Origin of the sequence: Limimaricola sp., from assembly GCF_016125575.1 — a bacterium.
In the GTDB taxonomy this organism is placed as follows: Bacteria; Pseudomonadota; Alphaproteobacteria; order Rhodobacterales; family Rhodobacteraceae; genus WGLM01.
The window spans coordinates 267,985-280,336 of sequence record NZ_WGLM01000002.1; the positions used below are offsets into that span (position 1 = coordinate 267,985).

The 12,352-nt window shown below is 66.6% G+C and carries 16 protein-coding genes and 1 tRNA gene; 9 read left to right on the top strand and 8 right to left on the bottom strand.

Translation table 11 applies throughout. From position 1 onward, the window contains the following. The first annotated feature begins 85 nt into the window (after positions 1 to 85). Genes ribB through nusB form a run of 3 tightly spaced genes read left to right on the top strand, consistent with a single transcriptional unit; the run spans position 86 to position 2,224 of the window. Entirely contained in the window at positions 86 to 1,213 is a 1,128-nt protein-coding gene (ribB, locus tag GC146_RS02760) for a 3,4-dihydroxy-2-butanone-4-phosphate synthase (protein WP_291834047.1), read from the top strand. Beyond that, on the top strand, positions 1,213 to 1,749 hold the full coding sequence (locus tag GC146_RS02765; RefSeq protein WP_291834049.1) for a 6,7-dimethyl-8-ribityllumazine synthase: 537 nt from the start codon (positions 1,213 to 1,215) through the stop codon (positions 1,747 to 1,749). The genes ribB and GC146_RS02765 overlap by 1 nt, the downstream gene beginning before the upstream one ends. 7 nt (positions 1,750 to 1,756) lie before the next feature. Beyond that, positions 1,757 to 2,224, top strand: coding sequence for a transcription antitermination factor NusB (gene nusB / locus GC146_RS02770; RefSeq protein ID WP_291834052.1), 468 nt, complete (start codon positions 1,757 to 1,759; stop codon positions 2,222 to 2,224). Here nusB and GC146_RS02775 read toward each other — a convergent pair. Continuing rightward, positions 2,221 to 2,649: a glyoxalase gene (locus tag GC146_RS02775; protein ID WP_291835717.1), complete on the bottom strand. Its 429-nt coding sequence runs from the start codon at positions 2,647 to 2,649 to the stop codon at positions 2,221 to 2,223. The two genes, nusB and GC146_RS02775, sit on opposite strands and share 4 nt — an antisense overlap. A 95-nt stretch (positions 2,650 to 2,744) precedes the next feature. Between GC146_RS02775 and GC146_RS02780 the strand changes: the two genes are divergently transcribed. From GC146_RS02780 to GC146_RS02795, 4 genes are all read left to right on the top strand, one after another. Next, a complete protein-coding gene (locus tag GC146_RS02780; protein WP_291835720.1) occupies positions 2,745 to 3,068 on the top strand; it encodes a hypothetical protein in 324 nt (107 codons plus the stop codon). A gap of 7 nt (positions 3,069 to 3,075) precedes the next feature. Next, positions 3,076 to 3,630, top strand: coding sequence for an HdeD family acid-resistance protein (locus GC146_RS02785; protein WP_291834055.1), 555 nt, complete (start codon positions 3,076 to 3,078; stop codon positions 3,628 to 3,630). Between the two features lie 276 nt (positions 3,631 to 3,906). Next, a complete protein-coding gene (locus tag GC146_RS02790) occupies positions 3,907 to 4,365 on the top strand; it encodes an MmcB family DNA repair protein (RefSeq protein ID WP_291834057.1) in 459 nt (152 codons plus the stop codon). Between the two features lie 69 nt (positions 4,366 to 4,434). Next, positions 4,435 to 5,328, top strand: a complete 894-nt coding sequence (locus tag GC146_RS02795) for an alpha/beta fold hydrolase (RefSeq protein ID WP_291834061.1) — start codon at positions 4,435 to 4,437, stop codon at positions 5,326 to 5,328. Positions 5,329 to 5,332: 4 nt separating this feature from the next. Here the strand turns inward: GC146_RS02795 and GC146_RS02800 are convergent, their stop codons facing one another. Next, entirely contained in the window at positions 5,333 to 5,530 is a 198-nt protein-coding gene (locus GC146_RS02800) for a DUF6324 family protein (RefSeq protein ID WP_291834064.1), read from the bottom strand. 130 nt (positions 5,531 to 5,660) lie between these two features. Between GC146_RS02800 and GC146_RS02805 the strand changes: the two genes are divergently transcribed. Further along, positions 5,661 to 5,737: transfer RNA gene (locus tag GC146_RS02805), tRNA-His, on the top strand. A gap of 110 nt (positions 5,738 to 5,847) precedes the next feature. On the opposite strand, the gene GC146_RS17710 is transcribed toward GC146_RS02805, so the two are convergent. Beyond that, entirely contained in the window at positions 5,848 to 6,387 is a 540-nt protein-coding gene (locus tag GC146_RS17710) for an excalibur calcium-binding domain-containing protein (RefSeq protein WP_363240954.1), read from the bottom strand. A 207-nt stretch (positions 6,388 to 6,594) separates the two neighbouring features. Here GC146_RS17710 and GC146_RS02810 point away from each other — a divergent pair, with 207 nt between their 5' ends. After that, a complete protein-coding gene (locus GC146_RS02810; RefSeq protein WP_291834066.1) occupies positions 6,595 to 7,629 on the top strand; it encodes an AbrB family transcriptional regulator in 1,035 nt (344 codons plus the stop codon). A gap of 54 nt (positions 7,630 to 7,683) precedes the next feature. On the opposite strand, the gene GC146_RS02815 is transcribed toward GC146_RS02810, so the two are convergent. From GC146_RS02815 to GC146_RS02835, 5 genes are read right to left on the bottom strand one after another with little or no spacing between them, the layout of a single operon-like run. Continuing rightward, positions 7,684 to 7,989, bottom strand: coding sequence for a DUF4387 family protein (locus GC146_RS02815; RefSeq protein WP_291834069.1), 306 nt, complete (start codon positions 7,987 to 7,989; stop codon positions 7,684 to 7,686). Then, a complete protein-coding gene (locus tag GC146_RS02820; RefSeq protein WP_291834072.1) occupies positions 7,979 to 9,331 on the bottom strand; it encodes an acyclic terpene utilization AtuA family protein in 1,353 nt (450 codons plus the stop codon). Before GC146_RS02820 ends, GC146_RS02815 begins: the two co-directional genes overlap by 11 nt. Before the next feature lies 1 nt (position 9,332). After that, on the bottom strand, positions 9,333 to 10,865 hold the full coding sequence (locus GC146_RS02825) for a tripartite tricarboxylate transporter permease (RefSeq protein ID WP_291835722.1): 1,533 nt from the start codon (positions 10,863 to 10,865) through the stop codon (positions 9,333 to 9,335). Between the two features lie 15 nt (positions 10,866 to 10,880). Next, positions 10,881 to 11,321: a tripartite tricarboxylate transporter TctB family protein gene (locus GC146_RS02830; protein ID WP_291834075.1), complete on the bottom strand. Its 441-nt coding sequence runs from the start codon at positions 11,319 to 11,321 to the stop codon at positions 10,881 to 10,883. After that, positions 11,321 to 12,283 carry a tripartite tricarboxylate transporter substrate-binding protein gene (locus GC146_RS02835; RefSeq protein WP_291834077.1) on the bottom strand — a complete coding sequence of 321 codons (963 nt, stop codon included), beginning with the start codon at positions 12,281 to 12,283 and terminating at the stop codon, positions 11,321 to 11,323. The genes GC146_RS02830 and GC146_RS02835 overlap by 1 nt, the downstream gene beginning before the upstream one ends. Positions 12,284 to 12,352 lie beyond the last annotated feature (69 nt).

Here is a 12,352-nt window from a genome sequence, read left to right on the forward strand (position 1 = left end):
CGCCGGCGGGTCAAGCGCCCCTTCGGCCCTTTCCAACGCGGCGCGGCTGGGCTATCTGGCGGCCAGAAGTTGCGGGGATGCGGCGATGACGACATTTGAAGAACCCGGACCGGTCGAGCGTGACTGGAGCGACGCGATTTCCTCGATCGAGGAGATCATTGCCGATGCCCGCAACGGGCGCATGTTCATCCTTGTCGATCACGAGGACCGCGAGAACGAGGGCGATCTGGTGATCCCCGCGCAGATGGCCACGCCGGATGCAATTAACTTCATGGCCATGCATGGGCGCGGGCTGATCTGCCTGTCGCTGACCGGCGCGCGGGTTGATGCGCTGGGCCTGCCGCTGATGTCATCGAACAATTCCAGCAGGCACGAAACCGCTTTTACCACCTCGATCGAGGCGCGCGAGGGGGTCAGCACCGGGATTTCTGCGCATGATCGTGCGCTGACGGTGGCGGTTGCGATCGACGCCTCCAAGGGTGCGGCCGACATCGCCACACCGGGGCACGTCTTTCCGCTGCGCGCGCGCGAAGGCGGCGTTCTGGTGCGCGCGGGCCATACCGAAGCGGCCGTCGACATCGCCCGGTTGGCGGGGCTGAACCCGTCTGGCGTGATCTGCGAGATCATGAAGGAAGACGGGACCATGGCCCGTCTGCCCGACCTGATCGCCTTCGCGCAGAAACACGGGCTGAAGATCGGCACCATTTCCGACCTGATCGCCTATCGCCGTCGGCACGACAATCTCGTCAAGGTGCAGGCGAGCGAGACCATCACCAGCGAATTCGGCGGCGAATGGCAGATGCGCGTTTTCGCCGACCAGACGCAGGGCGCCGAGCATGTCGCGCTGATCAAGGGCGACATCTCGGGCGACGCGCCGGTGCTGGTCAGGATGCATGCCTTCGATCCGCTGCTCGACATGGTGGGGACCGGCCCGCGGGGCCGCGCGGCCGAGTTCGGCGAGGCGATGCGGCTGATCGCTGACGAGGGGCGCGGTGTCGTCGTACTGCTGCGCGACCTGCACATGAAACTCGCCGGGCATGAAGAGGTTTCGCCCCAGACGCTGCGGCAGTATGGCCTTGGCGCGCAGATCCTGTCGGTGCTGGGCCTCAGCCAGATCGTCCTGCTGACGAATTCGCCAAGACCCAAGGTGGTGGGCCTCGAGGCTTACGGCCTCGAAATCGTGGGAACCCGCAAGATATCGGAGATCGGATAATGGCTGGGGCTTCGCATTACACGCTGGAACGGGCCAGCTTTGCCGATCCGGTGAAGCTGCTGATCGTGGTCGCGCCCTATTACAAGGACATCGCCGACCAGCTGATCGCCGGCGCCAAGGCCGAGATCGAGGCGGCGGGCGGCGCCTGGGACCTTGTCGAGGTGCCCGGCGCGCTGGAAGTGCCCACCGCCATCGGCATCGCCAGCCGGATGAGCAATTTCGACGGCTACGTCGCGCTGGGCTGCGTCATTCGCGGCGAAACCACGCATTACGAGACGGTCTGCAACGACAGTTCCCGTGCGCTGCAACTGCTGGGCCTGCAGGGCCTGTGCATCGGCAACGGCATCTTGACGGTGGAAAACCACGGTCAGGCCGCGGCGCGGGCCGAGGTGGCGGGCCAGAACAAGGGCGGCGGGGCCGCGGCCGCGGCGCTGCACCTGATCGCGCTGTCGCGCAAATGGGGCCGGGCCGAGAAGGGCATCGGATTCACCCGCGACATCCTGATGGCGCGCGCCGGGGATTCCGACAAGGCATGACCAGGGCATGACGATTTCCAACAACCAGCTGCGCAAGATGAAGGCGGCCAGCCGGCTTTACGCCGTGCAGGCACTGTTCCAGATGGAGGCGTCCGGCCAAAGCGTGGACGCCGTGATGCGCGAATTCGAAGACCACCGTTTCGGCGCCACCTACGAGGGCGACGAGATGATGGAGGGCGATCCCGACACCTTCCGCGCGCTGATGGAAGGGGCTGTGGACAACCAGGCCAGTATCGACCAGATGACCGACCGCGCGCTTGTGGCGAAATGGCCGATCGCCCGGATCGACCCGACTTTGCGCGCGCTGTTCCGCGCCGCGGGGGCCGAACTGGTGGCCGAAAAAACCCCGCCGCGCGTGGTCATCACCGAGTTCGTCGATGTCGCGCGTGCCTTCTTCCCGGAAGGCAAGGAGCCGCAATTCGTGAACGCCGTGCTGGACCACATGGCGCGCGAGGCGCGGCCGGCAGCGTTCTAGCCTGCCGGGATCGGCCGGCTGGGCACCCAGGCATAGCCGTTTTCGCACAGGATGACGCATTCGCGCAGGCCGTGCGGCTTGTTCGTGGGCGGTTGCAGCAGGGTGCCGCCAAGCGCCTCGGCCCGCTCTGCCGCGATGTCGGGATCTGTCTCGAACAGGCGCAGCTCTATCCCGGCGCCTCGCGCGCCCGCCTCGGGCAGAAGCGAGGGCAGGGGATGGGCGTGGTAGGTGGCGTCGGCATGAAGCTGCAACAGCGCCGTGCCGTAGCGCAGGATCGCGAAATCGGGGCTGACGCGGTGGGCGGTCATCGCGAAGGCGCCCGACAGGAAGGCCACCTGCCGCCGCACGTCGCGCACCAGCAGGTTCAGCCCCAGCCCGTGCAGCGCGCGGCCGAAATCTTCGGCGCTGACCGTTTCATAGTCCATCACGCTCTCCTGCGCAGTCTTGATCATTGGAAGTGCTTCACAACCGGCCCCGGATGGCCCACATTGAGCGCATCAGCATCAACGGAGCAATGGCCATGCCGCAACTGATCCGGGTCTATATCCGCCACGTCGCCATCGGGTTCGCCGTTTCAGCGGTGATGGTCGCGGCGCTTCTGGCGTTCAACGTCGCCAACCTCTGGCACCTTGTCTCGACCTCCGACGTGGGGGTGATGGCGGTGGGGCTGCTTTGGCTGTTCAACGGGCTTGTCTTTGCAGGCGTGCAGTTCGGGATCGCCATCATGGGCATGGCCGAGGATGATGACGACGAACCGCGTGGCGGCACCCGCGCCCGCGTGATGCTGGCCGAGCCCGTACCGGTGCGCGTGACCCCGGCCAACCCGCGCGAGCTGCGCCGCTGAGGCCGAGATGAGCGCGCCCGACCCCGACAAGCTGGAGGACATGGTCCTTCAGGCGATTCGCCAGCATCGCCGCCGGTTTTCCTGGCTGGGGATCGTGCTGATCGTGCTGGGGCTTCTGGCGCTGATGTTTCCCTTCGTGGCCAGCATCGCCACCAAGGCCGTGATCGGCTGGTTCTTCCTGATCTGGGGCGGCACGGTGCTGTGGCACGCCTTCCAGGTGCGCGACTGGCCCTCCGCCTTGTGGAGCGGCGCGGTGGGCGTGCTGAACCTCGCCATCGGGGTCTACCTTGCTTTCTTCCCGCTGACCGGGCTGATCGGCCTGACCTTCCTTGTCGGCATCCTGTTCCTGTTCCAGGGCGGGTTCGAAGCCGCGCTGGCGATGAACCACCGCCCGCGGCAGGGCTGGATCTGGCTGGGGCTGAGCGCGCTGGCCTCGGTCGTGCTGGGGATCATGCTTGTCGCGGGCCTGCCCAATACGGCGCTTTGGGCGCTGGGGATGCTGGCGGGCATCAACGCGCTGTCGTCGGGGCTGTCGTTCCTGATGTTGTCGCGCGTGCTCTGACGCGTGTCAGGGGGCGCGGGTGGCGGGAACCGCGGCAACCGTGGACGTCCTTGTTCCCGAGGACCTGTGTGAACAGGTGGGCGCCAGATAATCAGGCCTGGACCTGAACAGAGCCAGCTCCCTCGGATTTGCTTAAGGCCACTGGAATCTGGACGCTTGTCACGAGAGGGGCAGAAACCCGCCACCCCAAGACGTAGGGCGCGGACCCCGGGCGCGCAAGGGCCATCTTGTTGCAGCGCGCTTGACCGATGTTCACGCATTGTTCATAAATTGCCCATGCGCGACGATGCCGACAGTCCCGTTCTGCAACCCGGCCAGCGGCTGGCCCGCGGCGTATGCCGGCATCTACTGGGCCATGACTTCGTGACGGTCGAGGAACTGGTGCCCGCGACCGGCCTGCGTGTCGACGTGATGGCGCTGGGCCCCAAGGGCGAGGTCTGGGTGATCGAGTGCAAGTCGGGCCGCGCCGATTTCATGGCCGACCACAAGTGGCAGGGCTACCTGGAGTTCTGCGACCGCTTCTTCTGGGCGGTCGACGCCGATTTCCCGACCGAGCTGCTGCCCGAGGAGACCGGCCTGATCGTGGCCGACGACTACGACGCCGAGATCGTCCGTATGGGCCCCGAGGCGCGGCTGGCCGGCGCCCGGCGCAAGGCATTGGTGCAGAAATTCGCCCGCCATGCCGCCCTGCGCGCGCAGGCCGCGCGCGATCCGGGCCTTGTGCGCGCCTGGTAGGCGGTTCACTTTTCGCACCCTCGCGGCTAGGATTTTTCGGGACAGTCAACGTGACAACGGGGATTGCCGATGATCGAAGACATTTCCTTTCCCTCGGAAGGCGCCGCCTTGCGCGGCCGGTTCTATGGACACCCGCGCGGCGGGCGCGCCGTGGTGGTGATGACCCACGGCACCTCGGCCACCATCACCATGGTGACCGATCGATATGCCGAGGCGATCCATGCCGCGGGGTTCGACGTGCTGCTTTACGACCACCGCAATTTCGGCCGCTCGGGCGGCGAGCCGCGGCATGAGATCAACCCCTGGCTTCAGGCGCGCGGCTATCGCGACGCGGTGGCCTGGCTGCGCGAGGAGCGCGGGGCGGGGCGCGTGGCGCTTTGGGGCGACAGTTATTCGGCGATGGTGGTGCTGGTCGCCGCCGCGCTGATCGACGATATCGCCGCGGTCGTGGCGCAGATCCCGGCCTGCGGCATCTCGATGCCGCCCGTCGCGCCGTCCGACGAGGTGCGCGCGCAGATGCGCGCGATCCTTCAGGGCGGCGACATCTCGGGCGGTCCGGCGCAGACCACCGGCCCGCTGCCGGTGGTTTCGGCCGACCAGTTGAACGCACCCTCGCTGCTGGCGCCAATCCAGGCCTATCGCTGGTTCATCGAGTTCGGCGGCCGGTTCGGCACCGGCTGGGAGAACTGCGCGACGCGGGTGGTCCCGGCCACGCCGGTGCCCTTCCACCCGGCGCTGACCGCGCCCTACTTGACGATGCCGGTGCAGATGATGGTGGGGCGCGAGGACGAGATGGTGCACTGCAACCCCGCCGTCCAGCGCGCCGTCTTTGACGCGATCCCGGGTGATAAGGAGTTCCGCGAGATCGACGGCGGCCATTTCGGCCTGCTGTGGTATCCCGGCCCGCTTTTCGACGAGGCGGTGCAGGCGCAGACGGCCTTTCTTGGCCGGGTGCTGCGTTAGCGCGTCACTTGCGCTTGGGGGCTACCGCGCGGGCGGCCTGCGCGGCTGCGCGGATCTCTTCCGCAATTTCCTCGGCCTCCTCGGGATCGAAATCCATCGGGATCTCGACGCCGCCGCCCTCGATGAAGATTCGGACCATGCCAAGGCTGGTCGGGCCGATCTGGATGTTCGCCTCGATATCGCGTTCGGTGTCGATGCCCATCGGAGCCTCCGGTGTGATGACGGCGTGACGATTGGCGCCCGCCTTAGCGCGGAGCATACGCGATTGGCAAGCCGGAGCCTGCGGGCGGGCCTTGCAATCGGGCACGACGGGCGCTAATCCCCCTGCCAGTGCCGCCTTAGCTCAGTTGGTTAGAGCGCTGGATTGTGGATCCAGAGGTCCCCCGTTCAAGCCGGGGAGGCGGTACCATCCCTCAAAGAGTCAGTCGGTAGCTAAGACTCCTATGTTTCAAGAGAAGTCTGTGTGCCTATTCTTGAACAAGCCAAGCGCTCATCTGTTTTTGCGTGTCTTGGCGACATCTAGCATCCACCGTAGTTCTTTCTGCCACTGGCGGTAATGGTGTAGGTGCCCCCGCGAGGCCCGACGTAACATCTACTAGCATAGCTGAAATGCGTCGTTGCCGCCCGCGCCGCTGAGACATGATGCGTTGCGTTTGCCCTTAAAGAAGTCCCCCACTCGCAGGCCAATCCATCGCCGTCTCGATCGAGACCACTTGGATCCTCCGCAGGACCACCATGTGCAAGGAAGTATTGTTGGGCGCTGGCCGCAGAACTGAAATCGCTACAGTTCTTCGTATCTGTCATCGCCGTCTGTCTGGAATAGATTTGCCTACCAAATGCGGCACCAGTGGTCTTGCCAAGATAGTCGGCGCCGGAGGAAAACTCCCCGCGCTGGCCAAGTTCGGCCTCGACCAGCGCCAGTCTCCTAGCTTGGGCTACTCCATGGGCTCTCCACAGTTCTGAAGTGCTCAAGGATGAAATATCGGATTCGCTGCCAGGTGATCTGTCACAGCCGCTTATTGCAAGCACCAGAACGAATGAAATTACCGCCAATTTCATTACAATTCTCCTGAACTATAATTCCAACAATGATCGCAATTCCGTCCAGTCGGTCAAGCGGCGGCGCGGTCGAAGTGAAGCAGAGCCTTCTCAATGTTGGCCCAGGCCAATGACTGTGCGTGGTGCTAACCCAGTGGAAATACGGCACGATGTCAGGCTGGTGTCAGGCTGACGATGCATCGCCAAGCCGGAACAAGGCTGGCAAAGATGCAGGGCAGACGGGCAGAGGTGGCGGCGCTGGTGATGACGCTGGCGGTGTCGGGGACGGGGGTGGTGCTGTTTCGCGTGGCGCATCTTCCGTTGCCGTGGCTGCTGGGGCCGATGCTGGGCTGTCTTGTCGCGGCGCTTGCCGGTCTGCCGCTGCGGGGCGCGCCGCGCGCGAGCATGGTGATGCGCACGATCCTTGGCGTGGCGGTGGGCGCCTCGATCACGCCGGCGCTGGTGCACCGCCTGCCGCAGATGACCGCCAGCCTTGCGATGATGCCGCTGCTGGTCGTGGCCGTGGGCGCGGTGGGCTATCCGCTCTTTCGCCGGGTTTTCGGCTTTGACCACCCGACCAGCTATTACGCCGCGATGCCGGGCGGATTGCAGGACATGCTGGTCTTTGGCGCAGAGGCGGGCGGCGACATGCGCGCGCTGGGCCTGATCCACGCGACGCGGGTGCTGATCGTCGTCAGCCTGCTGCCGCTGGTCTTCGCCTACATCCTCGGCGTCGACATGAGCCGCCCGCCCGGCCTGCCCGCCGCCGACATCCCGGTGGTGGAACTGGCGCTGATGGCCGCGGCGGCGATCCTGGGCTGGCAGGGCGCGCAAGCGGTGGGCCTTTTCGGCGCGACGATCCTTGGCCCGATGATCGCCGCTGCCGCGCTGAGCCTGGGCGGCATCATCTCTCACCGCCCGCCCGCCGAGGCGATTACTGCCGCGCAGTTCTTCATCGGCTTCACGGTGGGGGTAAAATACACCGGCATCACCCCGCGCGAGGTGCGCCGCGTTGTGGGCGCGGGCGTGGTCTTCAGCCTGCTGACGCTGGTCATCGCCGTGGGCTTCGCCGGAGTGGCGATCTGGCTGCATGTCGTGCCGCCGGTCGAGGGGCTGTTGTCCTTCTCGCCGGGCGGGCAGGCGGAAATGGCGGTGCTGGCCATCGTGGCCGGGGCCGACGTGGCCTTCGTCGTCAGCCACCACGTCGTGCGGATCGTGATCGTGATCCTCGGCGCGCCGATCGTGGCGCGGCGGTTGCGCTAGGGGTCGCCTGCGGCGACGCGCTCCGCGCGGGAGTATTTCGGGCCAGAAGAAGGGTCAGGCGATCTCGATTTCCGCCACCAGCGGCCCCCAGCCCGCGCCGTGCATGTCGCGGTCGGCGGCGATGCCTTGGATCTGCGGGCGCGGCAGGCTGAACTTGACCACCGCAAGATCGGCGATGTCGAACCGTTTGATGGCGTCGGGCGTGGTGTGAAACAGCGCCGCGACGGTCGCGGTCGGCAGCCCTGCGGCGATGCGCCGGAAGGCCGCGTCGTTGCCGCAGAAGATGTCGATCGTCACCCAGAAGGGGCCGGCGTTCTTCGAGCGGACCTTTTCGGCGATCTGGCCGATCTCAGGCATCATGCACCTCCAGCCGGAAGGCGGACATCGGGTCGTCGAGCCGCAGGACGTGGTTGAGACAGAACTCCCAAGCCGCGCCGCGGTCGATCTCGGGCGGTGAGAAGGGGAAGGCGAAGGTGGGCTGGTCCTCTTGCGGCGTCAGCGGGTGGTGCAGGACCAGCGGGTTGAGCAGCTTGGCGATGTCCTGCGCGGCCTCTTGCGTGGCGGCGGTGACGATGGCGAGCACGCCCACCTCGGCCGCCGCGGGGGCGGCGGTTTCCAGCGGGCCGAGCGTGGCGTCGACGCCGATCAGGCGCAGTTCCAGCCGGTAGTCGCCGGCGTTCAGGCCCATCCGCGCGGCGACGCGGGCGGCGTGCCGCTCTTCGATCTGGGCGCACCAGTCGCGGATATTGGCGACATAGCGGCCATCGCGCACGAGCGTCAGCAGGATCGTCTGGAACCCGGCGCGCCGCGCGCCTTCAAGCTTGACCATGTAGGCCGGCGCGGGCACCCATTCCGCCCCTTCGACCCGGACTGTGCGGGAATCCTGGGGGGTGTAGGTTGCGCGGGTCACGTCGAGGTGGCCGCCGGGTTCGTAAAGGATGAAGGGGTCGGAGTTTTCGTAAAGCATGTGCGCGGCCACCGTCTGCGGCGTGCAGGCGGCTTGCGGTGCCAGCGGGGCAACGGTGAAGCCGGTCGCGTCGATATCCAGCTGTAGAACGCCGGTTTGCGGGTGGGTGGCGCAGAGCGCGCCGCATTCGCCCACCTTCGCCCCGTGCCAGGCAGCGCCCGCATGATCGCCCCGCATCAACGGCAGGGCGGCGATGATCGCGGTATCGGTGGTGCGCCCCGCGATGACGATCTCGGCCCCGGTTTCCAACGCCGCGGCGATCTGCTCGGTCCCGGCCAGCGCCACGATATGGCTGCAGGCGGCCACGCCTTCGGCATCGACCTCGGGCGCGGCGGGTAGCGGCGTGATGCGGCCCTCGCGCAGCGCGGCGGCCATCGCGGCGGGGGCCTGTTCGCATTTCAGCGTGGCGATGCGCGCCGAAAGGCCCAGTTCCGTCAGGCATTCGCGGGTGATGTCGGCCATCCAGTCGACCATGCTGTCGGTCCCGCAGGTGCCGGCGGTGCCGATCACCAGCGGGCATCCGGCGCGGGCGCGCGCGGCGACTAGGCCCTTCCATTCGGCCTTGGTCGAGCTGCGGGCGTATTTCGACACGCCCCGGCCAAGGTAGGACGGCCCGCTATCGGTCGAGCCGCCATCGATGGCGATGATGTCGGGACCTGCCGCGATGCCGCGGTCCAGCGCCTCGGCGTCGTAGCCCAGCCCCAGCGCGCCGGACGGGATCAAGATGCGTGTCATGTCAGTCCCTCACCCCGCCATCGTCGATGTCGTCGGCGACCAGTTGCGGCTTTCGGATGATGCGGCGCAAGGCGATAGGCGCGAGAAAACCCAGCACCGCCGCAATCCACAGGCCCACGGAGACCGGCGAGGCGAAGAGGTAAGTCCAGTCGCCATCCGACAGCACCATCGCGTCGCGCAGGTCCTTTTCCATCGCGCCGCCCAGCAGGATGCCCATGATCACCGGCACCGTCGGCACGTCGAGCTTGCGCAGCATGTAGCCCAGCACGCCGAAGGCGGTGACGAGAAGCAGGTCGAAATAGCTGCCGGTCAGCGCGTAGATGCCCACGAAGCTGACCATGGTGACACCCGGCATCAGGATGGCCGGGGGCACCTGCAGGATGCGCACGAAGACCTTCACCATCGGCACGTTCATCGCCAGCAGCACGAAATTGGCGATGAGCAGCGAGGCGATCAGCCCCCAGACCACGTCGGGCCGGTCGGTGAAAAGTGTCGGCCCTGGCGTGATGTTGAGCGTCATCAGCACCGCCAGCAGCACCGCCGTGGTGCCCGAGCCGGGCACGCCCAGCGTCAGCATCGGCACCAGCGCGCCACCGGCGGCAGCATTGTTGCCTGCCTCGGGCGCGGCCACGCCCTTGGGCACCCCGGTGCCGAAACCGGCGTCTTTGCCAGCGATGGATTTCTCCATCATGTAGGTCATGAAGCTACCAAGGCTGGCGCCCGCTCCGGGAAGGACGCCGGCGAAAAAGCCCAGGACCGAGGAGCGCAGCATCGTCCACTTGCTGTCCCACAGGTCGCGCCACGGCACGGTGACCTTGCCCAGCTTGACGCCCACGGCGCTGCCCTTGCCGTGTGTTTCGATGAAGAAGAAGACCTCTGACACGGCAAACAGGCCGACGATGGCGACGAGAAAGTCGATCCCGTCATTGAGGTGCATGTTGCCGAAGGTAAATCGCGGCATCCCCGACCGGGTATCAAGCCCGATCATCGCAATGCCCAGCCCGATGCAGGAGGCGACCGCCGCCTTGGCCTGATTGGACGAAGAGATGCCGCCCAATGTCGAGAATGCCAGAAGGTAGAGTGCGAAATATTCGGCCGGGCCAAACTTGTAGGCGACCTGCGCCAGAAGCGGCGCCATGATCATCAGGCCCAGCGTGGCAAGCATGGCGCCCACGAAAGAGGCCACGCCCGAGATCACAAGCGCATCACCGGCGCGGCCCTGCTTCGCCATTGGGTAGCCGTCGAGCGTGGTCATCAACGCGGGTTCATCGCCGGGGATGTTGAGCAGAATCGAGCTGATCCGCCCGCCATACATCGCCCCGTAATAGACCGATGTCAGCAGCACCAGCGCCGCCGTGGCATCAAGGCCCAGCGAGAAGGTCAGCGGGATCAGGATTGCGACGCCGTTCGAGGGGCCAAGGCCCGGCAGCGCGCCGACGATGGTGCCGATGAAGCAGCCGATGACCGCCAAGAGCAGCGTGTACGGCGTCAGCGCAATGCCGAAGCCCAGCGCGAGGTTGTGAAACAGGTCCATCATGGGCGGGCGTCCTCAGAGGCCCATGCCGCGGGGCAGGGCGAACAGCGACAGGCCAAGGCCAAAGCGGAAAAGCACGAAGAGCCCCACCGAAATCCCAACGCCTGTGGCCAGTGCGGGCAAGGCGCGGGGCCGGATCTGGTAGCTGACGATGGCTGCGGCCACTGCCGTGGGCCCGACGAAACCCAACGGCTTGAGCGTATAGGCATAGGCAACCAGCACCACCGTGGCGATGGCCAGCGCACCCAGCGTGCGCAGGGCTGGCCAGTCAGGTTCGGGATCGGGGCGCATCAGCATGACCACGCCGCAGATGAAGGCCGCCGCGGAGATCAGCATCGGGAAAGTCTTGGACCCGACAGGGTCCGCCAGAAAGCTGGTACGGATCTGGGTGGCGCCCGCAAAGAATGCGAGCGCCACGAGGATCACGACCGCGCCGAAGATGCGGTCGCTGGCCATTACTGGATCACACCGATTTCCTTGGAGAGTTCGGTCGTGTCGGCGATCACCTTGTCGACCCAACCCTGGAAGTCGTCACCGACCTTGGTGAAGGGGGCAAGACCGTTGGCGGCCATCGCGTCCTTCCATTCCTGGCTGTCGGCCACGGCCTGCAGCTTGGCGGCCCAGGCGTGGAACTGGTCGTCGCTGATGCCCTTGGGCACGTAGAGGCCACGCCAGTTCACGGCGACGACGTCATAACCCTGCTCCTTGGCGGTGGGGATGTCCTCGAAGCCCGGCACTCGGTCTTCGGTCAGGACGGCCAGCACGCGGACCTCGCCCGACTTGATGAAGCCCACGACCTCGGACATGTCGCCAGTCATTGCCTGGGTGTGGCCGCCGATCGTTTGCGTGATCGCGTCCGCGCCGCCGTCGACGCCGATGTATTTCACCGCACGAATGTTGGTAAAGCCCGCGGCCTTGAGCACTTGCAGCGGCTTCATGTGGTCAAAGCCGCCGGCCGCCGAACCGCCCGCGAAGGCAACCGAACCGGGATCGGCCTTGATCGCGTCGACGAGGTCGCTCAGCGTCTGGTAGGGGCTGTCCTTGGCCACGACGATCACGCCCGGATCGGCACCGATTGCTCCGACCCAGCGAACCTGGTCCGCGGTCGCGCCGCCGAAGGCGTTCTGGGCAAGCCGCGTCGTGGTGGCCGACGAGGCCGCGACGATCAGGTCGGGGTCGTTGTTGCGCTCGTTCACGACATAGCTGAAGGCGGTGCCGCCGCCGGCGCCCGCCATGTTGGTGACCTGCACCGGCGCGTCGACCTGCTTGATGTCGAACAGGATCTTGCCGATCTGCCGGCAGGTGAAGTCCCAGCCGCCGCCGGGGTTGGCCGGGGCGATGCACTCGGTCGCAAAAGCGCCGGTGCCGATAAGGGCGAAGGCCGCGCCGCTTAGCAGCGCGCGAAGGGTCTTGGTCATGGTGGTCCTCCCTGGTTCCATGCGTGCCGGGGCGCAGGCCTTTGGCCCGTCCTCATGCCCCTTGCGCTG